Origin of the sequence: Brachybacterium tyrofermentans, from assembly GCF_039526165.1 — a bacterium.
GTDB classification, from domain to species: domain Bacteria; phylum Actinomycetota; class Actinomycetes; order Actinomycetales; family Dermabacteraceae; genus Brachybacterium; species Brachybacterium tyrofermentans.
Map to the genome: position 1 here is coordinate 46,271 of NZ_BAAAIR010000043.1, position 22,748 is coordinate 69,018.

At 71.5% G+C, this 22,748-nt stretch carries 16 protein-coding genes and 1 pseudogene; 9 read left to right on the top strand and 8 right to left on the bottom strand.

Features of this window, described 5'->3' with window-relative positions; translation table 11 throughout:
- Positions 1-196: 196 nt before the first annotated feature.
- Entirely contained in the window at positions 197-2,863 is a 2,667-nt protein-coding gene (locus tag ABD093_RS12270) for a glycosyl hydrolase (RefSeq protein ID WP_343924790.1), read from the bottom strand.
- Positions 2,864-3,014: 151 nt separating this feature from the next.
- Between ABD093_RS12270 and ABD093_RS12275 the strand changes: the two genes are divergently transcribed.
- The gene (locus ABD093_RS12275) at positions 3,015-4,034 is read left to right on the top strand and encodes a hypothetical protein (protein ID WP_343924792.1); all 1,020 of its coding nucleotides are present in this window, start codon (positions 3,015-3,017) and stop codon (positions 4,032-4,034) included.
- Here ABD093_RS12275 and ABD093_RS12280 read toward each other — a convergent pair.
- The 5 genes and pseudogenes from ABD093_RS12280 to ABD093_RS12300 all read right to left on the bottom strand — a co-directional run bounded on the left by ABD093_RS12280 (position 3,967) and on the right by ABD093_RS12300 (position 9,882).
- Positions 3,967-5,166: a Gfo/Idh/MocA family protein gene (locus tag ABD093_RS12280; RefSeq protein WP_343924793.1), complete on the bottom strand. Its 1,200-nt coding sequence runs from the start codon at positions 5,164-5,166 to the stop codon at positions 3,967-3,969. The genes ABD093_RS12275 and ABD093_RS12280 overlap by 68 nt on opposite strands.
- Positions 5,163-6,512 carry a Gfo/Idh/MocA family protein gene (locus ABD093_RS12285; protein ID WP_343924795.1) on the bottom strand — a complete coding sequence of 450 codons (1,350 nt, stop codon included), beginning with the start codon at positions 6,510-6,512 and terminating at the stop codon, positions 5,163-5,165. The genes ABD093_RS12280 and ABD093_RS12285 overlap by 4 nt, the downstream gene beginning before the upstream one ends.
- Positions 6,513-6,576: 64 nt before the next feature.
- Positions 6,577-7,484: pseudogene (locus ABD093_RS12290) on the bottom strand (carbohydrate ABC transporter permease).
- Entirely contained in the window at positions 7,477-8,415 is a 939-nt protein-coding gene (locus tag ABD093_RS12295; protein WP_193116971.1) for a carbohydrate ABC transporter permease, read from the bottom strand. The pseudogene ABD093_RS12290 and the gene ABD093_RS12295 overlap by 8 nt, the downstream one beginning before the upstream one ends.
- 162 nt (positions 8,416-8,577) lie before the next feature.
- Entirely contained in the window at positions 8,578-9,882 is a 1,305-nt protein-coding gene (locus ABD093_RS12300; RefSeq protein ID WP_343924797.1) for an ABC transporter substrate-binding protein, read from the bottom strand.
- Positions 9,883-10,513: 631 nt separating this feature from the next.
- Here ABD093_RS12300 and ABD093_RS12305 point away from each other — a divergent pair.
- The 4 genes from ABD093_RS12305 to ABD093_RS12320 all read left to right on the top strand — a co-directional run bounded on the left by ABD093_RS12305 (position 10,514) and on the right by ABD093_RS12320 (position 15,782).
- On the top strand, positions 10,514-11,836 hold the full coding sequence (locus ABD093_RS12305; RefSeq protein ID WP_343924799.1) for an ABC transporter substrate-binding protein: 1,323 nt from the start codon (positions 10,514-10,516) through the stop codon (positions 11,834-11,836).
- Positions 11,837-12,084: 248 nt separating this feature from the next.
- Positions 12,085-13,785, top strand: a complete 1,701-nt coding sequence (locus ABD093_RS12310; protein ID WP_193116968.1) for an HNH endonuclease — start codon at positions 12,085-12,087, stop codon at positions 13,783-13,785.
- A gap of 120 nt (positions 13,786-13,905) precedes the next feature.
- Entirely contained in the window at positions 13,906-14,553 is a 648-nt protein-coding gene (locus ABD093_RS12315; RefSeq protein ID WP_193116967.1) for a DedA family protein, read from the top strand.
- Positions 14,550-15,782: an NAD-dependent protein deacetylase gene (locus ABD093_RS12320; protein WP_226849878.1), complete on the top strand. Its 1,233-nt coding sequence runs from the start codon at positions 14,550-14,552 to the stop codon at positions 15,780-15,782. Before ABD093_RS12315 ends, ABD093_RS12320 begins: the two co-directional genes overlap by 4 nt.
- Positions 15,783-15,849: 67 nt before the next feature.
- On the opposite strand, the gene ABD093_RS12325 is transcribed toward ABD093_RS12320, so the two are convergent.
- Positions 15,850-16,761 (bottom strand): hypothetical protein, encoded by a 912-nt coding sequence (locus ABD093_RS12325; protein WP_193116966.1) that lies wholly within the window; start codon positions 16,759-16,761, stop codon positions 15,850-15,852.
- A 190-nt stretch (positions 16,762-16,951) separates the two neighbouring features.
- Here ABD093_RS12325 and ABD093_RS12330 point away from each other — a divergent pair, with 190 nt between their 5' ends.
- The 4 genes from ABD093_RS12330 to ABD093_RS12345 all read left to right on the top strand — a co-directional run bounded on the left by ABD093_RS12330 (position 16,952) and on the right by ABD093_RS12345 (position 21,991).
- Entirely contained in the window at positions 16,952-17,722 is a 771-nt protein-coding gene (locus ABD093_RS12330) for a LamB/YcsF family protein (protein WP_193116965.1), read from the top strand.
- Complete coding sequence (locus tag ABD093_RS12335; RefSeq protein WP_343924805.1) at positions 17,719-19,740, top strand: 5-oxoprolinase subunit B/C family protein; 2,022 nt, start codon at positions 17,719-17,721, stop codon at positions 19,738-19,740. Before ABD093_RS12330 ends, ABD093_RS12335 begins: the two co-directional genes overlap by 4 nt.
- A gap of 46 nt (positions 19,741-19,786) precedes the next feature.
- Positions 19,787-20,278: an NUDIX domain-containing protein gene (locus tag ABD093_RS12340; RefSeq protein ID WP_193116964.1), complete on the top strand. Its 492-nt coding sequence runs from the start codon at positions 19,787-19,789 to the stop codon at positions 20,276-20,278.
- 222 nt (positions 20,279-20,500) lie between these two features.
- Positions 20,501-21,991: an MFS transporter gene (locus ABD093_RS12345; RefSeq protein WP_343924807.1), complete on the top strand. Its 1,491-nt coding sequence runs from the start codon at positions 20,501-20,503 to the stop codon at positions 21,989-21,991.
- A gap of 245 nt (positions 21,992-22,236) precedes the next feature.
- On the opposite strand, the gene ABD093_RS12350 is transcribed toward ABD093_RS12345, so the two are convergent.
- Entirely contained in the window at positions 22,237-22,707 is a 471-nt protein-coding gene (locus ABD093_RS12350) for a ribose-5-phosphate isomerase (protein WP_343924809.1), read from the bottom strand.
- Positions 22,708-22,748 lie beyond the last annotated feature (41 nt).

Here is a 22,748-nt window from a genome sequence, read left to right on the forward strand (position 1 = left end):
CTCGGTCAAGCGACTGTGCTCAATGCGAAACTCTAACCACATTGTGACTGCTCCCACAGGGGGACACGGTCACAATCTGGTATTTCTGCAGGGGGCATTCATAATTCCGCCGCGCAGCCCCTCCTGGGCTCGGCGAGGCGGCTGTGCGCACCCGAGCTCAGCCCGGTCGGTCAGCCCAGTTGCTCAGCCTGGCGGGTCAGCGACGCGCACCGCGCGGCAGACGATGCAGCACGGGAACCGCGTGCAGCCCCGGATCGACCTGGTCCAGCACGCGGTCGAGATCCTGCTGGTCGAACCGCCTGCCGTACACGCGGCGGCTCTCGGCGACGATCCCCGCGGCCTGCGGATCGACGGCCACGCACGGCGCGGCCGTGCCGTGCACCTCCAGCCGCAGGATGTTCTCCCCGGCGTGCAGGACGTCGGTGAGGTCGAGCCGATGGGGAGCATCCCAGATGACCCCGACCTCCCTCCCGTCGACCGAGACCACCGCGATCTCGCGCACGGGCGGGGCCAGGAGCACGCGATAGCTCGCCGCCTGCCGGGTCGAGTCCTCCAGGATCCGGCTCGGTCCGAGGTCGAGCACCAGCCGGGACCCATCCCCGTGCCAGTCAGGCGCGACACTCACCGTGGTCTCGTACGTCCCGGACACCAGGGGCGGCTCGGTTCCCCAGTGGTGCGGGAGCCGGACCTCGATGGACCCGCCGTCGGCACCGTCCTCCCGGCGGACGCCCGTCTCCCGGCCGACGCCCGCCGTGAACCGCCAGGGCCCGTCGAGGCGGAGGGCGTCCGGGCGAGCACCCTCGCGCCCCGCATCCGACGAGCCGCAGTCGGCCTCCGACGCCACAGCCTCGGAGCTCACCGCGTCGGAGACAGCCGCCCGTGACCCCGCCGCCCCGGACGCCGCCGCCTCGGAGACAACTGCCCCGTAGGTCACGAGCACGGTCGCCTCATACGGATGCAGCGTCACCGTGAGCAACTCTCCCTCGAGCATCGCGGGCCGGGCCCCGGGCTCCCGGGGGTCCCACTGCTCACAGCGGGCCCGGCGGGTGCGCGGGGTCAGGCGGACCGTGCGCACCTGCGGCCCGGTGTTGGCCACGAAGTAGACGTCCCCGTCGGCCAGTCGCCGGTGGACGACCCCGATCTCGCCTCCGTCGCCCTCCAGGGCCACGTCGGGGGCCAGACTCCTCGCGAGCACGTCGGGGAGGCTCGCTGCGTCGGCGGTGATCCCGTCGGGGTAGGCGGGCGAGTCGACGGCGATGACGGTGCCCCCGGACTCGCGGACGGCGTCGAGCCACGCGCGTGCGGGCTGCGGGAGCCGCGTGACGCGCGGCAGCACGACGACAGGGGCGCTGCGCGCCTCGAGCACGTCGAGTGCCTGGTCGTCGACCAGATCGAGGTCGTAGCCGGCACGTCGGATCGCGGCCGGGATCTCCGGTCCGATGTGGTCGCGGCAGGCTCGCCAGAGGTCGAAGCCCTCGCCGTGGGCGGCGTACAGCTCGCTCGCGGGCAGGTAGACCTTCACGTCGGCCACCGGCTCCCCCTGCCGCAGGAGCCAGGAGAGGCGGGTCAGATAGCGGGTCAGCTCGGGCATCGCGGGCCACCAGGGGTTGCGGTCGTCCAGCGCCCCGGCGGCGTAGAACATCCAACCCATCCCGGGCGCCTCGGGCGGGGAGTACGGCCAGCCGTGGCCCACGAACTGGTTGATGCCCAGCAGGAGGTGCTCATGCGCCTCGCCCTTGAGATCCAGGGGTGTCGCGCGGAACGAGGGGGAATGCACCCAGGTCCAGATCTCGCTGGAGACCACGCCGTGACCATGCAGATGCGCGGCCGAGGACGCCCAGCGGGACTGCGGCAGGCCGGTCCATCCCCAGCCCTCGCCCTCGGGAAGATCGACGTAGCGGTACGAGCTGAGCGTCACGGGCGGCTCGCCGTAGGCCTGGATCCGCAGCGGCAGCCCGTGACCGCGCGCCCAGTCCAGGCACACGGCCAGGAAGTTCTCCTCGACGAGCTCGGTCAGGGTGAGCCCCATGTCGATCCGGAACTCGGCGGAGCCCGGTTCGTCGATCTGCAGACGGTGCAGCAGCGGGAGCGGGTCGTAGCCGCGGCGGCGCGTGAACTCCTCGGGGAGCCGCGGGGTCCAGCCCGCCTGGTACACCTCAAGGCTGTCGCAGAACACGGAGCCGAGCAGCTCGGCAGGGACCGCCGCGAGCAGCGCCTCTCCCACCACGGCCAGATGGTGCCGGGTGGCGTCGGCCGACAGATGATCCAGCACCGGTCCCTCGGCGCCGGCGGCGGAGCGTTTGACCTGCTGGCCGGTGACCTGCGACCAGGCCAGCAGCACGGTGCGAGGGCCCCTGCCCGCGGGGACCCGCAGCACGCCGTCGGCTAGTGGCAGCGGCTCCCACGACTCCGGTGGGACGCCGTCACCGAGGAACGCGGCCACCAGCTCGTCCCCCGGCCAGGGCGTGACCAGCGGGACGTCGAACGGGGCGGGCGAGATGTCCCGGCGCTCCCAGCGCAGGGACCGGGAGGCATGCTCGGGGCCGATGTGCGGACCGCCGTAGGACCAGCCGCTGCCCAGGGTCACGTCCAGTCGGAGCCCCAGGTCGCGGGCGGTCTCGGCCGCGTGGCGCAGGTGGCTGAGAGCGGCCTCGGAGAGGTAGGTGTCCGACCCCTCGCGCAGCGGGTAGACGACGCTGACCTCCGCCCCGCCCAGGCCTGCATCGGCCATCGCGCACAGCTCCCGATCGATCTCCGCCGCCTCGACGTCGGGGCCGAACCACCACCAGCGCATCATGGGGCGCGCCGCCGGATCAGGGGCCACGAACCCCGCCCTGACCTCGTCGACTGTCTCTCCGGTCATCGGGGTCCTCCAGGGTGGGATGGTGCTGGGTGGGAGCGCGCGGGATGAGGGCATGCCCGGTCGCCGCCTATAGTCACGGCAGGAACCGCATCGGCGCGACCGGGCTCGCGCGGGCCAGGGTCCGCGCGGACGACGACACCAGGAGGTCACCGTGAGCCCCGACCCACAACCGTTCGACGACACCGCAGGTGCCCCTCGGGATCACCCCGCCGGCCCGCAGGTGGGCGCCGGGCCCGCACGGGCCGGTTCGAGCTTCGCCACCAGGCTCCTCACGACCCTGTACGCGCTGGCCATCACGCCGCTCGCGACGGGCCTGCTCGCCTACGGCGGCTCCGGATGGCTGCGGATCTACTCCACCCGCGGGTACCTCGGCGACTCGACGACGGATCTGCTGCTCGGGCCGGCGGGGCTGCAGATCCTCGGCGGCGCGGGCCTGGGGATCCTGCTGCTCGCGAGCGTCGTGGCGACGGGCATCGTGAGCTCCGCCGGTCTGCTCGTGGCCGGGGCGCTGGGCCTGCTCAGCCTGGTGCTCTCCGCCGTACCCAGCCTGTTGATCGCGGTCTACCAGGGTCTGCCCTCGTTCGTCCCCCTGGAGTCCGTCGACGGCTTCGCCTACGGGCTCCCGCTGGTGCTCCATACCCTCATGGGCGGCCTCGGGGCTGCTCTCGTGATCACCCGTCGCCGACCGGACCCGCACCTGGCCGCCTCCCTCGTCGGCCTGCTCGTCGTCCCCGCCCTCCTGCTCCTGGGCGCGAGCCTGCAGCTCGGCGGGATCGGGAACGGCGTGCTCCGCGCCATGCGGACCTTCGACACCCGGATCTCGGTCGTGACCATCGCGCTGATCGCCGGCGGCTGTCTGCTGCTGTGGCTGGGAGCGGCTGCATCCCGCTGGTCGCCGTACGCCCTGCTGGTCCCCGCTCTCGTGCTCCTCGCGGCGGTCGTGCCGTTCCTCGTCCCCGCTGCGCCGCTGCCGCCGGGGATCTGGTCCAGTCCCACAGCGGCGAGCGCGGCCTCGTTCCTGCTCATCGGTGGCGGGGTCGCCGCAGCAGTGATCCTGCTGGTCCAGACGGCGGTCCAAGCCGTGGTGCGGCGACGGGCGCGGCTCAGCGGGTCGGCGGCTTCCAGACATGCACGGCGTCCTCCCGCGCCCAGGGCGCCCCGAGCTCGCTGAAGGGACGTCCCTCGGTGAGCGCGGCGTGCAGCGTCTGCTCGATGTCCTCGACCACCGGGTGCGCGGCATCGCCCTCGCCCTGCCAGTCGACCGAGTCGGCGGCGATCGGAGTGGGATCCGGGGCGGACTGGATCGCTTCGAGCACAGCGCTGAACGCACCGGTCGAGCTGAGCGGCGAGATCAGCTCGACGCTGCGCTCGCGGACGTGCGCGATGAGGTTCTCCAGCAGGTCGAGGCGCTGGTGGGAGAGCTCCTCGCCAGGGGTGCGCACGGAGGTGTCATCGGTGTACCGCAGCCGATGGCTGCCCTCGGTCCCGACGATCTCGACCCACGGCGCGCTCTGGCCGGGAGCCGTGGTGGTCAGGGCGCAGAGCACCGAGGGGCCGTCTCCCGTGGGGTCGATGCGCAGGAAGGTCGTGTCGTCGGCCTCGATGTCGTGGGCCCGGCGCAGCTCGGTCGTCACCCGCGCGATGTCGGAGACCTCCTGGATCCCGGCGATGACCAGGGCCGCGTGCACGGCGTGGGCGAGCGGGTTCGTCGCGACCCCGTCGGCCACCCGTCGGCCGTTCAGGCGGCGCCTGCCGGCCCAGGCCGAGCGGTTGTAGTACGCGCGATCGCGCTGCCAGGCCCCGTACGCCCGCACGGTGTCCACGTGCCCGAGGGCGCCGGTCGCGACCTCCTCGCGCAGCACGTCCACGCCCGCGCCGCCGCGGGCCTGGAAGCCCACCTGCACGGAGCGCCCGGCCGAGTCCGCCGCGGCGAGAAGGGCCCAGTGGTCCTCGAGCGCGGGCGCCGGGGGCTTCTCCAGATAGACGTCCAGCCCGACGGCGAGCGCCTCGGTCGCGAACGGCACGTGGGTGTCGATCGGGGTGGCGATGATGGCGATCTCGGGCTGGTCCTCCGCGCTCACGGCGTCCAGCAGCTCGGCGAGGGAGCGGTGGTGGATCGCGCGCAGCTCCTCGGGCGGCTCGGCCACATCGACGACGCCCACCAGGCGGGCGGTCCCTGCCGCCTCGAGCCGGGCGAGGGCGCGCAGGTGCACGGCGCCGAAGCCGCGGGTGCCGATCAGCGCGATCCGGGCCGGGTCGGAAGGAGCTGCGGGGCTCGTGGGACCTGTGGGGCTCGTGGTCATCGGGCGGCCTCCATCGCATCGCTGCGCGAGAGGTCCAGACCCAGGAACTCCGCGACGTCGATCGGCAGCCCGGTGGCGAGGGACTCGTTGCCGCAGATGCCCACGCTGATCGCGCGCAGGCCGTCACGGTGGTCGGAGGGCCGGCCCAGCTCGTCCTGCGCGGGGCCCACGAAGACGTCGCGCAGCAGCAGGGCGTCGCCGCCGCCGTGGCCGCCCACACCCTCGGGGATCTCGACCTCTCGGGCGGGCTCGAAGTGCTTCTGCACCACGAGGCGCTCCCCGCGCTCGCGCACTCCGGCATCGGGCGCGGTCACCGCGACGGCACTGGGGTCGACGTGGGCATGACCGTCCTCCCCCTTCGCGATCACCTCGGCGCGCTCGATGACCTCGAGCTCGGCGCGGCCGGCGGTGCCGTTGATCGACACCCGGTACCCCTCCCACGGGCTGTGGGCGTTCAGGGCGTAGGTGAGCACAGGACCACCGGCAAAGTCGACGATCGCGGTGAGGTTGTCCTCGGCGGTGATCCCGGCGTCGAACACGGAGCGGTCGCGCTGGTACCCGTCGTGCTTCTCGGCCTCCAGGTAGAGGGCCTCGAGGCGCTCGTCGGAGCGCAGGTCCAGCTCGAAGGGGTCGTGCGCGCCGTCATGGGTGCCGCGCTCGGGCAGAGGTGCCTGACCGCGGGCGGCGGCGTTGTCCTGCCCGTAGAAGCGCAGGCCGCCGCGGGCGTAGACCCGCGCCGGGGTGTCGGCGATCCACCAGTTCACGAGGTCGAAGTGGTGCGCGGCCTTGTGGATGAACAGGCCGCCGCTGTTGGTCTTGTCGCGGTGCCAGCGGCGGAAGTAGTCCGCGCCGTGCTGGGTGTCCAGCACCCACTCGAAGTTCACCGAGACCACCTCGCCGATCTCCCCGGAGGCGATGACCTGCTTGAGCGCGGTGTTGCGGGGGCTGTAGCGGTAGTTGAAGGTCACCACCACGCTGCGCCCGGTGCGGTCGATCGCGTCCTGGATGGCGCGGGCCGACGGGGCGTCGATCGTCAGGGGCTTCTCGACGATCACGTCGGCCCCCGCCTCGAGAGAGCGCACCACGTGCTCGGCGTGGAGGCGGTCCACGCTGGTGACGATCACGCGGTCCACCTTCTGCTCGCGGATGACGTCCTCGAGCTGCTCGGGCCCGGCGAGGACCACATCGGCGAAGGCCGGAACCCGGTCGCGGTGGAACTCGCGACGGGCCGGGTTCACATCCAGCAGGGCCACGAGCTCGGCGACGTCGGCATGGGGGCCGGCGATCGCGTCGAGGTACATCTGGGCGCGGTGTCCGGAACCGATCAGGGCATAGCGGGTGGGCATGACTCTCCTGGCTGGGGGTGGTCGAGCGGATGGAGCGGGGTGCGGGTGGAGCAGGGTGCGGTGCCTACTTGATGCCGGTGGTCGCGAAGCCCTTGACGAGGAATCGCTGACCGAACAGGAATACGAGGAACAGCGGGATCAGGGAGACGACCGACATGGCGAACATGGCGCCCCAGTCGGAGGACCCCTGGGTGTCCAGAACGACTTGAGCGCGAGCGGCACGGTGAAGTTGTCCGGCGTGGTCAGGTAGATGAGGGAGCCGAAGAAGTCGTTCCACATCCACATGAAGGTGAAGATCGTCGTGGTCGCGAGCGCCGGCAGCATGAGCGGCAGGATCACCTGGAAGAAGATCCGGAAGTGGCCGCAGCCGTCGATGCGAGCGGCCTCGTCGAGCTCCCGGGGGATGCCGCGGATGAACTGGACCATGAGGAACACGAAGAAGGCGTCGGTGGCCAGGAACTTCGGCAGGATCAACGGGAGCATCGTGTTCACCCAGCCCGTCTGGCTGAACATGATGTACTGCGGCACGATCACCACGTGGATCGGCAGCATCAGCGTCATGAGCATGACCGCGAAGGCGATGTTGCGGCCCCAGAACTTCAGCCGCGCGAACGCATAGGCCGTCAGCGAGCAGGCGATGAGGTTGCCGATCACGCAGCCCAGCACCAGCAGCGTCGAGTTGATCAGGTAGTGCGAGAACGGCTGTGCGAGGGATTCCCAGCCGCGCACGTAGTTCGAGAAGTCCAGACTGATCGGGAAGATGCCGGGGTTGCGGAAGATCTCGTCGTTGGGTCGCAACGAGGAGACCACCATCCACAGCAGCGGATAGATCATCACGATCGACGCGACGATCATGATCGCGTGGCGCACCCCGCGGCGCACGAGGTGATTGCGGCGGGGGCGGGGCGTCGGCGCCGCGGTGTCGGTGCCCGGGGCCTCGGCGGAGGTCGGTCGGCTCTGCAGATCAGTCATCGTAGAACACCCAGAACTTGGAGACGAAGAAGTTGATGGCGGTGAAGATCGCGACGATGATCAGCAGCAGCCACGCCATCGCGGAGGCGTAACCCATGTCGAACTGGGTGAAGCCCTTCTGATAGAGGTACAGCGTGTAGAACATCGTGGAGTCCGACGGCCCGCCGGTGCCGCCCGAGACCACGAATGCCTGCGTGAACGACTGGAACGCGTTGATGACCTGCAGCACCACGTTGAAGAAGATGATCGGCGTGAGCAGCGGGATCGTGATCTTGAAGAACTGCGCGACCTTCGAGGCACCGTCCACGGACGCCGCCTCGTAGTACATCTCGGGGATCTGTCGCAGACCCGCGAGGAAGATGATCATCGGCGAGCCGAAGGTCCACACGTGCAGGAGGATGATCGTGCCCAGCGCAGTGTCGGGGTTCGAGACCCAGCCCGGCAGGTCCGTGAGACCGAACATCCCGGCGACCTGGTTGATCAGGCCGTTGGCGCCGAACATCTGGCGCCACAGGATGGCGATGGCCACCGAGCCGCCCAGCAGCGAGGGCAGGTAGAAGATCGAGCGGTAGAACGCCAGGCCCTTGATGCCCTGGTTCAGCACCACCGCGAGCAGCAGCGCCATGACCAGCTGCAGCGGGGTCCCCACGAACACATAGATGAAGGTGACCACCAGCGAGTTGTGCAGGCGGGTGTCGCCGATCATCTCCTTGATGTTCGCCAGGCCGACGAACTCCGGCGGAGCCAGCAGGCTGTAGTCGGTGAACGCGAGCACGAACGACGCGACCATCGGGATCAGCGTGATGCCCAGCAGCCCCACCAGCCAGGGCAGCATGAACACCAGCGCCGGTTTGTTGTCGGGATGCTTCTCCTTCGCACCCCCCTTCTTGCGGTTGGACACCATCTGTGTCAGTTCGCCGACAGCGCTCATCGGTCACGTCCCTTCATCGTTCCGCCGGAGGTTCCTGCCAGGAGGGGACTGTTCCCCTCCTGGCAGGGCGCTGCGGCACGGGTTGTCTCAGCGTCGGGTGTCTCTGCGTCGGGAGTCTCTGCGCCGGCTGTTCCTGCGCCGGGCTTCTCTGCGCCGGGCGCCTCAGCCAAGAGCGGAGGTGAGGTCGTCGAGCAGACGCTGGCCTGCCTCTTCGGGCGTCAGGTTGCCGAAGAGCATGTCCTCTCCGGCACGGGTGAGGATGTCCTCGAACTGCCCGCCGCCCTGCGGGGTGATCTCCGGGGCATCGCCGAGCTCGCTCTCGATGGACTCCAGGAAGTCCACGGCCTTCTTGTTGGCCTCGTCGAGGTCGGGCACGATCGCCTCGCGCACCGTCATGTTGCCCGGCACGCCGCGCTCGACGGAGAGGATCGTGCCGGCGTCCGGCGAGTTCACGAGGAAGTCCACGAAAGCGACCGCGGCCTCAGGGTCCGACGCCTTCGCGGAGACGGCCCAGTACATAGACGCCTTGTACCAGAGCTGGGCCGCGGAGGCGGAGCCCTCCATGGACGGCGGGCGCAGCACGAGCACGCCCTCGGGGACGAGTCCGTCATGCGCGACGACCTGGTTGGACCAGGCGACCGTCATGGCGACCTTGCCGGTGGCGAACAGCGACTGGTCCATCGCCTGCGCCGCGTCCTCGACCGAGACGCTGGCGTCGGGCCCGGCGCCGCTGTCCTGGATCTTCTTGGACCACTCGAACCAGCTCGTGGCGGTCTTCGCGTCGAAGCCGGCGGCACCGTCCTTGTACTGGTCCTGCCCGGCCTGCCGCACGTACACCTGGAACAGGCCCTGGATGGAGCCCATCTGGGTCATGCCGTAGGTGCCCTTGTCGGTGTTCTCGGAGATCTTCACCGCGGTGTCGATGAGGTCATCCCAGGTCCACGTGGTGTCGTCGGGGATGTCGACCCCGGCCTCCTCGAAGAGGATCGGGTTGATGAGGAACGCGAAGGCGTTCAGCCCGGCGTTGATCGCCGCGAGGCCGACGTCGGGCAGCTCGCCCACCTCGACCGAACCGGGCACGAAGTCGTCGGTGTTCAGGCCGGCGCCGGCCAGATCGAGCAGCGCGCCGCGCCCTCCGTACTCGGCCAGGTACTTCTCGTCCATCTGGACGATGTCGGGGAAGTCGCCGCCGGCGGTCTGGGTGGCGAGCTTGTCCCAGTAGCCGCTCCACTCGCCCGGCTCGAGTTTGAGGGTGACGGCGTCGTCGACCTGCTTGTAGGCCTCGACCACCTTCTGCGTGTTCTCGTCACGGGTGGGGTTGCCCCACCAGGCGAGGCGGAGCGTCGAGGCGCCGTCCTCGCCGCCGCCTCCGCCGGAGCCGCCGGAGGAGTTGGGGCCGCAGGCCGCGAGGCCCGCGAGGCCGGGGACGGCGAGGCCGAGGGCAAGTGCAGAACGTCGAGTGACCATGAGATCTCCTGTGATCTTCGAATGCGCATCCAGGGCGCCGTAGCGAGGTCCTCGGGTCGACCACCATGGTCGGCCCGGATCGGGGGCGAAGCTCGGGCGGGCCCCGTCGGCCCGAGACCCGGACCGCTGGAATCCTGCCCACTGCGACCCAGCACGCACGACGGCGCGCACCAGGGCACTGCGGCGGTGAAAGGTTTCATCCCTTCCTCCTGGCCACCTGCTCTCCGCCGTCCCGCTCAGGGGGCGGCGGCCGCCAGGCGGCTCACCTCAGGAAAGCGCTTGACGACCCGTCTTGTCAACCCGTCGGCGTTACGGCTGAGTCACGGCCCGCTCGCGACCCTCTCGCTGCCGCCGCGTGGACCGGTCGCCATCCTGGCGCAGAATCTACAACGTTGCATGTCGTCACCGGCGAACTCGCCCGGCGACCCATCCGGTGACCCGCCCGGGAACCACGATGCCGGCCCGGCGCCACCGTGAACACCCTCCGTGCCGCCTCCGGTGCGGAACCCCTTGTCCGCGCTGCGAACGGCCGGTTACTGTGACCGCACAGCTCGCCCTGAAACGACTCAGCGGGTCGAGGTCCCCCATGGACGTGGGCCCGACCGCCGGAGCCCTGCCGGAAGGATCGACGATGATCACCCGCCGACGCACCCTCGGACTGCTCGCCGCCGGAACCCTGCCCGTCCTCGCCGCCTGCGGCCCCAACGCCGCCGGCGGCTCAGGAGGCTCCGGCGGTTCGGGCGGGGACGGCAGCGCCGTCCGGATCTACTGGTGGGGAGGCGATCTGCGCAACGGGCTCACCCGCGACGCCCTGGACCTGTTCACGCAGGCCCACGCCGACATCTCCGTCAGCCCGGAGTACAGCGAGTGGACGGGGTACTGGGACAAGCTCGCCACCCAGTTCGCCGGCGGCGACGCCCCGGACGTGCTGCAGATGGACGAGGCCTACATCGACTCCTACGGCACCCGGGACTCGCTGCTCGACCTCGAGGCCGTCTCCGATCTGCTGGACCTCAGCGCGATGGACGAGGCCGTGCTGGACACCGGGCGCCTGGCCGACGGCACGCTCGTCGGCGCACCGCTGGGCGTCGGGATCTTCTCTGTCGGCGTGAACCCGGAGATCCTCGAGCAGGCCGGCCTCGACATGCCGGACGACACCTCATGGACCTGGGACGACTTCGCCGAGATCACCGGCGCGGTCAGCGACTGGGCGAAGGAGGCCGACGAGGACATCATCGGCTTCGACTTCTTCGGCACCAGCGCCGCCGAGCTCGGCGCCTGGGCGCGCCAGAGCGGCGAGCAGCTGTTCCCCCGTGAGGACGAGACGCTGGTCAGCAAGGACACCATCGTCGCCTACCTCGAGTACGCCCTGGCTCTCGTCGAGTCCGGGGCTGTCGTCGGCCCCTCGGAGCAGATCGAGGACTTCGCCGCCGGTGTGGAGCAGGGCCGGTTCGGGACCAGCCGTGCCGCCTTCCACCTCCAGTTCCACACCCAGGTGCAGACCTTCCAGAAGTCCACCGGAGCGCCCCTGCAGCTGCTGCGCCTGCCCGCCCGCACCAGCGGTGATCCGCAGATGGTCAACAAGGCCTCGATGTACTGGTCGATCGCCGCGGGCTCGAAGGCCGTGGACTCCGCCGCCACGCTCGTGAACTTCCTGCTGCGCGATCCGGAGGCCGCGAAGATCCTCAAGATCGAACGCGGCGTGACCTCGTTCCCCGAGCTGCAGGACGAGATCGCGACGGTTCTCGACGACGACGAGATGGTCTCGCTCGACTTCGCACGCGATATGCAGGCCGAGGTGGTGCGGCCGCCGCTGGTCACCCCCGCTTCCGGCGTCGGATTCGGCGACGAGCTCTCCCGGCTCGGCGAGGAGTCCCTGTTCGGGAACCGGCCCCCGGCCGATGTCGCCGGCGAGATCCTGAGCGTCCTGGAGGGCATGCAGCCCGAGGGTTGAGCACACGTGCCCCGCGCTTCGACGGAGGTCGCGACATGAGTGCGGTCGAGACGTGAGTCGTGCCGCCACGTGGGTGCGGCGACCGCGCCGTGAGTCGTGCCGCCACGCTGGTGCGACCGCGCCGTGAACGAGGTGCAGGCCTGCTGCCGGGCTCGGCTCCATGCCGACCTTTCCTCCACAGCGGGTGGTTTTCCACCATCGTGACTCGCCGGTTCCCTCGGCCGCGGGTCCCGCGAATCATGGTGGGCATGAACGATTACGCGGAGAACACCGAGGCAGCGGAGGGCGATCCCGCCCAGCAGCTGCTCGATGCGCTTCGCGCGGAGGGGCCGACGGCGCTCGCCGAGCTCCTGGGGGACCAAGGATTCCTCCTGGTCGAGCTGGCCACCGAGCCCGGTGGCCTCTTCTCGCCGGCGCCCGGCTCCTCGGGGCAGTACTCCGCCGTGATCCGACGCCTGCAGGAGCAGCGCTCCGCGATGGACGCCCTGGAGACGCGGTGCATGGTCGCCCTGGCGGATGCGCTGCGGGACGAGGACCGTGCCGCCGCGCAGGCCGATGCCGCGTACGAGCTGGAGGCCGTCGAGCCGGAGGAGGACACGGACCGGCGTGCGGACCGCGCTGCAGCGCGCGACGTCTCGATGAGCACCCGTCGCTCCCCGGACCTGGCCAGCAGGACGCTCGCCTCTGCGCGACGCCTCGTGGAGTCGATGCCGACGATGCTTCGAGCCCTGGCCACGGGCCTGCTCAGCGAGAGCGCCGTCCGGGCCATGGCCGCCTCGGTCGCGCCGCTGGCACCTGCCCAGCGCGAACAGGTCGATGCCCTGCTCGGGACCCGCCTCGCCGCACTCGACGGGTGCGGAACCGAGGAGTGGAAGGGCGCGGTGGCTGCAGCGATCGCAGCGTCCGATGCGGAGGGCGAAAGCCGTCGGCACGAGCATGCCCGGGGAACTCGCAGCGTGACCGTGCGCCGTGGCGAGCACGGGATGGCGGTGGTCTCGGCGCGCCTGCCCGCCCTGGACGCGATGAAGATCCGCAAGCGCCTCTCCCTGGAGGCCGAGCGGCTCCGGGCGAGCGGCGACCGGCGCGGCCATCAGCAGATCCAGGCGGATTCGTTCATCGCGTCCCTCCTCGGCGCAGAGGACGGCATGGACCGCACCGACCTCGATATCGGCGTGATCATCACGGACCGGGCGCTGCTGCATCCGGGACAGGGCGAGCTCGCCCACGTCGAGGGGTACGGCCCCGTGCCCGTCGAAGCACTGCGTCACGAGCTCTCCGGGCCCTTGCGCGAGCTCGCTCAGGATCGTGCGCCGGCCGTCCCGACCGGCGGCCCGGGAACGCAGAATGCTGCCGCGGGACCCACCGACCTCGACCCTGTAGCGGTGGAGACCCGCGGGCTGGACGACGCGTTCGGGGCCGACGCCCCCGCGGTCAGGCTCGCCCTCCGCAGGCTCTACACGCATCCCACCACCGGTGAGCTCGTCGCGGTCGACTCCGTGGCGCGTGAGTTCCCCCGCGCGTTGGCCAGATTCATCCGCTGGCGCGACGTGACGTGCCGGGGCCCGTTCTGCAACGCCCCGATCCGGCACAGCGACCACATCCGGCCCTACGCGGCCGGCGGCCACACCTGCTTGGACAACGGGCAGGGGCTCTGCGCCTTCTGCAACGACAAGGAACAGCAGACCACCTCCGTCGAGCTCTCCACCGAGAGCCCCGGCCATCAGGTGACCTGGACCAGCCGGGGAGGCACCGTGAGGACTACCGGGCCCACAGCCCTCACGGGGCCTCGGATCGAGCCACCACCTGAGCTCACGAGTTCATCGGACACACCACCTCCGCAGGAGGAGCAGGCTCAGCGTGACGTCGAAGGGAACCTCGGCGAGGGAAGCGGGCCGAGCAGCACCGACGGCACCGATTACACCGACGGCACCGTCGACCGTCCCGACTGATCTCGCGCTGTCCAGCTGCCCGCGCAGCACCCACCTCATGCGACCCATCGCCATGCACTGTTCACCATCCCGCCATTCCTGGCGGTTAGCGTCGCGCTCATCCGGCGGAAGGAGGCGGCCGTGGACATCACCGCGTGGGCCATCGGCCTCATGGAGCTCCTCGGCGGGCCGGGCACGGCACTGGTCATCGCCGCCGAGGCCATCTTCCCGCCGATCCCCGGGGAGATCCTGCTGCCCTTCGCCGGAGTCGCCGCGGCGTCGGACGGACAGAACGTGCTGGTCCCGCTGACGTGGACGACCGCCGGGTCGGTGATCGGTGGCCTCGGGGTGTATGCCGTCGGCCGAGGACTCGGACTTCGCCGCACCAGGGCGGTCATCGCCCGCCTCCCGCTGCTGGAGCAGGGCGACGTCGACGCGGCTCTGCGATTCTTCGACCGCTGGGGATTCCCTGCCGTCGTGATCGCCCGCTTCGTGCCGATGGTGCGCACCTTCATCTCGATCCCAGCGGGCATCGAGAGGATGCACGTCGGCCTGTTCGCCCTGGCCACAGGGCTCGGGTCGGGAATCTGGAATGCCGTCTTCGTGATCGCCGGATATGCCTTCGGCCAGGCCGGCGGGGACACCCTGGAAAGCTTCGTGCGGGTCTACTCCGTCGCCGTTGCCGGGGCAGGACTGCTTGCTGCGGTAGGCCTCATCGCCCGCCGACGCCGGGCCCGACGCGGGTCTCCCGACACGGACCCCCACCCAGCACCTACGCTCGAGGGATGAACAGCGATTCGGTCACCGGGGAACCGCCGGGCCGGTCCGATCACGGTGAGCCGACGGGAACATCCGGTACCCGGGGCCCGACCGACCCTGCACGTGCGCTGGGCACCCGAGGCCGCACCGGCCGGGCGGCAGACACCGGCCCGACGGCAGAGATCGACCCGGCGGAGGACGCCGGTGCAGCTGCGGACGCCGGTGTAGCTGCGGACATCGGCCCAGCGGCGGACGTCGGCCGCTGGTTCTCGACCGCAGCCCCTGTCGCGGGATCCACCGGTCGGCGACGAGGACCGCGCCTGCCCGCCTGGGGTCCCATGGAGAGCAGCGAATACGGCCTGCAGAGCCCGTCCGACGAGGTCGACGCCGCCCGCGACCTGCTGCGCGGACGCCCGGTCGCGGTGCTGACCGGCGCGGGGATGTCCACCGGCTCCGGGCTGCCCGACTACCGAGGCCGCGACGCCGTGCCCCGCTCCCCCATGACCTACCAGGAATTCATGGGGCATGACCTGGCCAGACGCCGCTATTGGGCACGCTCCACCGTCGGCTGGGAGCAGTTCAACCGTGCCCGCCCGGGCCACGCCCATCTGCTGCTCGCCCGACTCGGCCACACCCTGTTCTCCACCCCCGCGGTGATCACCCAGAACGTCGACGGACTGCACCAGGCCGCCGGCTCCTCCCCGGTGCTCGACCTCCACGGTCGACTGGACCGGGTGCGCTGTCAGAGCTGCGACGCCCTCTCCTCCCGCGCGGCGCTGCACTCGCGGATGCTCTCGATGAACCCTGAGCTCGCGGCACGGCTGCCCGATCTCGCGGCCGACGCCGCCCAGGCGCCCGACGGGGACGCCGAGGTGGATCGCACCAGCTCTTTCCGCTATCCGCCGTGCCCGCTGTGCGGAGGGATCCTCAAACCCGACGTGGTGTTCTTCGGGGAATCGGCACGCCCCGAAGTGGTGGCCGCCGCTTTCACCGCTCTCGACCAGGCGGAGGCGCTGCTGGTGCTCGGCTCGAGCCTCACCGTGCAGTCCGGACTGCGGTTCGTGCGCGCCGCCGGCAAGCAGGGCACACCGGTCGTGATCCTCAACGACGGACCCACGCGCGCCGACCCCGACGCGACCATGCGCCTGCACGGCCGGCTCGAGGACGTGCTCGAACGCTGGAATGCTGGAACGCCCAGCGCCGAACGACCCCGCACGAACGTCCCGGGCAGGCGGCGGCATGCAAGATATCCCGACTGACCTGCACTGGTCCGCTGCGCTGCGCTGACGTGCACTGCTCCGCTGCACTCCACTGGTCCGCCGAGCGTCAGCCCGCGGCACCCACCAGCACGGTGGCCAGCGCGTGCAGCTCCGCGGAGTCGACGCTGCGGAACTCCAGCACAGGATCGTCCGCTCCCGGATCGAGGGCCTCCATGACGAGCACCTCGTCGCCGGTCGCATACACGCTCGCCTGGCTCACTCCGCCGTCCGCCGTGGTGACGATCGTGAACACGGTCAGCGCGCGCGTGGCGGCGAGCCGCTGCGCGAGCGGGCTCGCCGCGAGCTCGGAGGCACGAACCTGGATCGGCTCCCCGCCGTCGGCGGCGACCCCGGCAGGGTCCACGACAGCCAGCAGACGGGCATTGACCTGCGCTGCACGCAAGGACGTGAAGCGGTGGATGCCGAGCGGGGTGACCTCCTCCTCGAGCACTCCACCCTGATGCACGTAATAGTGGAGCCGCTGCACCTCGGGACCCTGCGCGGTCTGCACGGTGCGCTCGGCGGTGGTGAACAGGGTCGCGGTGCGCCGCAGCACCAGACAGCCGGCGATCATCGGCTCCGCTGTCCACTGCTGGCGTCCGATGCTCGGCTCGATCCCCCCGCTCACCTGACCGGCGGCGATCAGCGACCGCAGCCCCACCCCGGCGGCGAATCGGCGCTGATCAGCGTGCTCGTCGAGCCACGGGGTCGCCGTGAACTGCGCTCGCGCGTAGCCGTCCAGCGCCGCGAGCTGCTCATCGCTCAGGGCGACCAGCATCTCCGGATCGCTCTCTCCCGCACGGTCCAGCACGTCCGCGGCAGCGGCGGCGTCGGCCGCGGAATAGGCGATGGGGGCCTCGGGGTCGCTCGAGCCGAGGCCGGCAGGGAGGTCAGGGACCGCCCCGGGCCCCGCGGGATCGGATGCTCCCGACGGGCCTGCTCGGGAAGGTTCGGGCTGGTCGGCGGGGGTCTGGCTCATACCTCGACACTATCGGCCAGGCACCCGCTTCCGGTGTGGGCCGAGGGACCGCACGACCTGGCGGACTGACGTCGGCTGTCGCCCCGCGGCCGCAGGGCCGACAATGGAAGGGCCGACAATGGAAAGGCCAGCCAGAGAGAGGCCGGCAAGGGAAGTGCACCTCCGCCCCGTGTGAAGGAGACGATCACCGATGACCGCTGACCCCGTGCTGCTCGACCTCAACGCCGATCTCGGGGAGGGCTTCGGTGACTGGTCGATGGGGGATGACGCCGCCATGCTCGACGTCGTGACCACGGCGAACATCGCCTGCGGCGGGCATGCCGGGGACCCCGGCACGATGCGTTCGGCCCTGCGCGGCGCGGCCGCCCGGGGCGTCGCGGTCACGGCGCACGTCGCCTATCCGGACCTGCAGGGCTTCGGCCGACGCTTCCTCGACATCTCCCCGACCGAGCTCACGGATCTCGTGATCGTGCAGGTGGGCGGCTTGCAGGCGATGGCGCGGGCCGAGGGGACCACGGTGCGCGGGGTGAAGCCGCACGGGGCGCTGTACAACGCCCTGGCCCACCACGACGCGCAGGCCGCCGCCGTGGTGCAGGCCCTGCGGGAGCTCGGCGGGGAGCTGTCGCTGCTCGCCGCTCCCGGGGCGGCCGTCCTCGCGCCGGCACGCACGGCCGGGATCAACGTGGTGCTCGAAGGATTCGCCGACCGGGCGTACCTCTCCGACGGGACGCTCCTGCCGCGCAGTCGCCCGGGCTCCGTGCTCACCGACACGAACGCCGTCGTCGACCAGGCGCTGGAGATCGCGACCGGGCGCCGCGTGCGCGCTGACGACGGGACGTGGGTCGATCTCCCCGTCCGCTCCCTGTGTCTGCACGGGGACACCCCCGGCGCGGTGACGCTCGCCCGCGCGGTCCGCGACCGTCTCGAGGACGTCGGCGTGCGGCTCGAGGCGGCTCTGTGACCAGGGATTCTGTGGGCAGAGATTCTGTGGGCAGCGGTTCTGTGGGCAGCGGTTCTGACGGAGCCGGAGCGCCTGAGCTGCTGGGGCCGCCCTCGGCGGTGCACCAGGCCGGGGAGGTCTCGATCCTGGCCGAGTATCCGGACACGGGCGCCGTGCTCGCCGCGGCCGCCGCTCTGCGAGCTCTTGCCCCCTCGCATCTGGTGGACCTCGTCCCCGCGGAACGCACGCTGCTGCTGGTCGGTGCGGCGCCGCGCGATCGCCACGAGCTCGCCGACCTGCTGAGCACCCTGCCCGCAGCGGCCGAGGAGCAGGCCGACGCTGCGGAGCACACCCTTGCCGTGGTCTACGACGGGGCGGACCTCGCCGAGGTGGCAGACCTGCTCTCGATGAGCACCGATGCCCTGATCGCCGCGCACACCGGAGCACTGTGGACCGTGGCGTTCGGCGGATTCGCCCCGGGGTTCCCGTACCTGGTCGCCGAGGAGCCGAGAACCGCGGAGCCGGTCGCTGAAGAGTCGGGCGCCGACGGACGCCCTGCCGGCGGCCCGCCCTGGGACGTTCCGCGCCGAGGAGAGCCGCGCACCTCCGTTCCCGCGGGCGCCGTCGGCCTGGCTGCCCGGTACTGCGGCATCTATCCCCGGCCCTCCCCGGGCGGGTGGCAGCTGATCGGGCGTACCGACGCCGAGCTGTTCGACCCGGAACGCACGCCGCCCGCGCTGCTCCTCCCCGGATCACGGGTGCGCTTCGTCGCCCGTCGACCGTCCGTGCGGGCCGCCGCCACGGCTCCCACACCAACCACGTCCTCTACGACGTCCACGTCCTCCACGTCCTCCACGACGACCAGAGCATCTGTCCTGGCCAGGGCGAGGTCAGGGGTCGCAGCGGCACCTCGTCGGCTGGGCCGTCGTCGTGATGCCGCAGCGACGCTCCCGCCGCCCGGCGACCCGGCGCTCGAGGTGCTCTCTCCCGGACCGCAGCTGCTGCTGCAGGATGCCGGACGGCCCGGCCACGGGGCGATCGGGGTGAGCCCGTCGGGGGCTTTCGATCGGGGAGCGCTGGCCCGGGCCGACGCCGCGGTCGGCAATCGGACCCATGCGACCGCCCTGGAGGCGCTGCTGGGGCCGGTGCGGCTGCGCGCCCTCGCCCCGACCGTCCTGGCGGTCGCCGGCGGAGCGGGAGAGATCACCGTGCGCCGGGCGGATCCCGAGGGCACAGCGCTCGAGCTCGACGCCGGCCAGGGTCTGGATCGGGCGATCGCCCTGGATCCCGGCGACGTCCTGACGCTGGGCGTTCCGCTGCAGGGTCTGCGCCGCCTGGTCGCGGTGCGCGGAGGGATCTGCGGCGTGAAACGGGCGTCCGACGCGGCGGTGCACCCTGCCGGAACTGATCACGCTGCCGGAACCGCCGACCACGAGCAGCAGACCTCGGACTCCCTGTTCCTCGGCTCCCTCTCGCACGACACGCTCTCGGGGCTCGGACCGGCGCCGCTGCGCACGGGCGACGTGCTGACCGTCGGCCGCGAGCAGGGGCTCGATGCCGTACCGGATGCCGTTCCCCGGACCGATGAGGACGGCCCGGTCGACGATGCAGCCGACGCTGCGGCCGACGACGCGACCACCCGTGCGGACGATGGCGGGGCAGGATCTCCCAGCCGCCACCTGCTCGAGATCCCGATGCACACCGGACCTCGCGACGATCTCCTGGGCCGCGGCGTGCTCGACGCCCTGCTCCGAGCTGAGTGGACGGTGCGCTCGGACTCGGACCGGGTGGGCGTGCGGTTGGACGGTCCGCCGCTGCCGGTCCCCGAGGGAACGGGGTCGCTGCCCAGCGAGGCGATGGTGCCCGGCGCGATCCAGGTCCCCCCGTCGGGCCTGCCGGTCGTGTTCGGCCCGGACCACCCCACCACGGGCGGGTATCCCGTGGTCGCCGTCGTGACCCGTGCGGGGTTGGACCGACTGGCCCAGGCGGCACCCGGCACCTCGGTGCGCTTCACGCCGGCAGCAGGATCCGCCCGCTGACGGACTGCCCCTGCCCCGAAGGCGCCGATGGTGCCACGATGGGGTCATGCCCCGACTGCTCCCGGACCCCGCCTACTTCGCCTCCCTGCCCACGGTGATCAGCTCCGGCGCGGTGATCCTGCGCGACGAGGACGGCCGCTTCGTGGTCGAGAAGCCGAACTACCGCGACCACTGGCTGCTGCCCGGCGGCGGCGTCGACCCCGGCGAAGATCCCCGACTCTGCGCGCAGCGCGAGGTCGCCGAGGAGCTCGGCCTGGACGTCGAGGTGGGCCGTGTGCTCGCGATCGACTGGATGCCCTCGAGCGCCGTGCGGAGCGCCCCGATGGGCGTGCACTTCGTGTTCGACGCCGGAATGATCCCGCGCGCCCAGCTCGAAGCGACGGTGATCCCGCAGGTCGAGGAGCTCGACGACTGGGCCCTGATCGACGAGGCCGACGCGGACATCCTCTCCCCCTGGGGCGGCGCCCGTGCCCGACGCGCGCTCGCCGTGCTGCGCGGCGAGGCGCTGCCCGACCTCACCGCGCACGCCCACCGCTGACGCCCCGCCGGGAGCACCCGGCACCGACTCCGGCCAGGCTCCTGCGCCTGCTGCGGCTTCGGCTTCGGCTTCGGCTTCGGCTTCGGCTTCGGCTTCGGCTTCGGCTTCGGCTTCGGCTTCGGCTTCGGCGCAGACTCGCATTTGCGTCCGGCCCGGCCCCCGTCGGGCGCGACCGTGCGTCATGATGTCCCCCGGACCTTCCTGCCCCTCCCGGAGATGACGATGACCCCTGCCCCCGCTTCACCCGACGAGTCCCCCTCGGACCAGGGCAGCACTCTGACCAGGTCGCAGCGCCTGGATCGGCTGCCCTTCACCCGCAAGCACGGGAAGCTGCTGGGCGCCTCCGGCATCGGCTGGGCGCTGGACGCGATGGACGTCGGCCTGATCTCCTTCGTGATCGCCGCGCTCAGCGTCCACTGGGGGATCTCCAAGGGCGACGGCTCCCTGATCGCCTCGGCAGGCTTCGCCGGTATGGCGATCGGCGCGAGCGTGGGCGGTCTGCTCGCCGACCGGATCGGCCGACGCAGCGTCTTCGCCCTCACCCTGCTGGTCTACGGCCTGGCCACGGGCGCCTCGGCGCTCGCCATGGGCGTCGGAGCCCTCATCGCGCTGCGCTTCGTGGTGGGCCTGGGGCTCGGCGCGGAGCTGCCGGTCGCCTCGACCCTGATGAGCGAGTTCGCCCCCGCCCGGATCCGCGGCCGCGTGATCGTGTGGCTCGAGGCGTTCTGGGCGCTGGGCTGGATCCTCGCCGCCGTGATCGGCACCTTCGTGGCCGCTTCGGGGCCGACGGGATGGCGCTGGGCACTCGCCGTGGGTCTCGTCCCCGCGGCGTATTCCCTGGTGGTGCGGTGGGGCATGCCCGAGTCGGTGCGATTCCTGGAGCAGAAGGGGCGTCACGACGAGGCCGAGAGCGTGGTGCGCAGCTTCGAGGAGTCGGCCGGGCTGGATGCCGGGGCAGCGTCCGCCGACAGCTCGGCGCACACTGCCTGCGAGTCAGCGCACGCGGCCGGCGGGTCGGGGCACGCGGCCGGAGGGTCGGAGGCTCCCGCGGCCCGCGCAGCCGCCACGGTCAGCGCTGCTGCGCCGTCCGCCGTGGGCGAGGTCCCGGCGGCGGACACGGTGCGCACCGGAGGAATCTGGTCGACGGCTCTGCGTGCCCGCACCGCCGGGCTGTGGGCGGTGTGGTTCTGCATCAACCTGGCGTACTACGGCGCCTTCATCTGGATCCCGACGCTGCTCGTGGAGCGCGGATTCTCCCTCACCCAGTCGTTCACCTTCACGCTGATCATCACGCTGGCCCAGATCCCCGGCTATGCGATGGCCGCGTGGCTGATCGAGGTGCTCGGCAGGCGATGGACGCTCACCGTGTTCCTCGCCGGCTCCGCCGTGGCCGCTACCTGCTACGGCCTGGCCGATTCGGAGGCGACGATCATCGCCGCCGGCTGCGCGCTGAGCTTCTTCAACCTCGGAGCCTGGGGTGCGTTGTACGCGATCGGGCCGGAGCTGTACCCGACGGCGGTGCGCGGCACCGGTACCGGCGCGGCGGCGGCCTTCGGCCGGATCGCCTCGATGCTCGCGCCTTTCCTGGTGCCTGTGCTGGTCGTGGCCGGCGGGCAGGTGCTGGCCTTCGTCGCCTTCGCGATCGCCTTCGCCCTCGCCGCGGCGGCCGCGTTCACCCTGCCCGAGCAGCGCGGACGCGCCCTCGCGGAGTAGCGAAACAGCGGAACAGCGGAACAGCGGAACAGCGGAACAGCGGAACAGCGTGACCTAACCCCGCCCGGGACGTGCCGAGGAGCGCGCCCCGCAGAGCGACAGAGCGTCGTGTCGAGAAAGGTGCCAGTCGGCTGGCACCTTTCTCGACGTGACGTCGGCGGGCCGTCGGCGCCGGGCCGTCGGCGCCGGGCCGTCGGCGCTGGGCCGGCGGCGCGGGGCCGGCGGACCCGCCGCTACGACGCCGGTCAGGCCGGGTCGAGGGACCCGTCGTAGGCGCAGATCGCGTCGACCTTCGCGGCGGAGGAGGACTCCGGGTCGAACTCGAGGTCCAGCCACACCTTGACCAGCTCCTTCGCGAGCTCCAGCCCGATCACGCGCTCGCCCATGCACAGCACCTGCGCATTGTTCGAGAGCACCGAGCGCTGGACCGAGTACAGATCGTGCGCGGTCACGGCGCGGACGCCCGAGACCTTGTTGGCCGCGATCGCGACGCCGAGGCCCGTGCCGCAGATCAGCAGGGCGCGGTCGGCCACGCCGGCGGCGACCTTCTCCGCGGCCTCGACGGCGACATTCGGGTAGTAGGTGCCGTCCTCACGACCGGTGACGCCGACGTCGAGGACCGAGTCGACACGGGGGTCGCTCTCCAGCAGCTCCTTCAGCGCGCTCTTGTGGCCGTACCCGGCGTTGTCGGATCCGGTGATGATCTTCCAGCCCATGACTGCTCCTTCGTGGTGGTCGTGGTCGTGTGGTCGTGAGG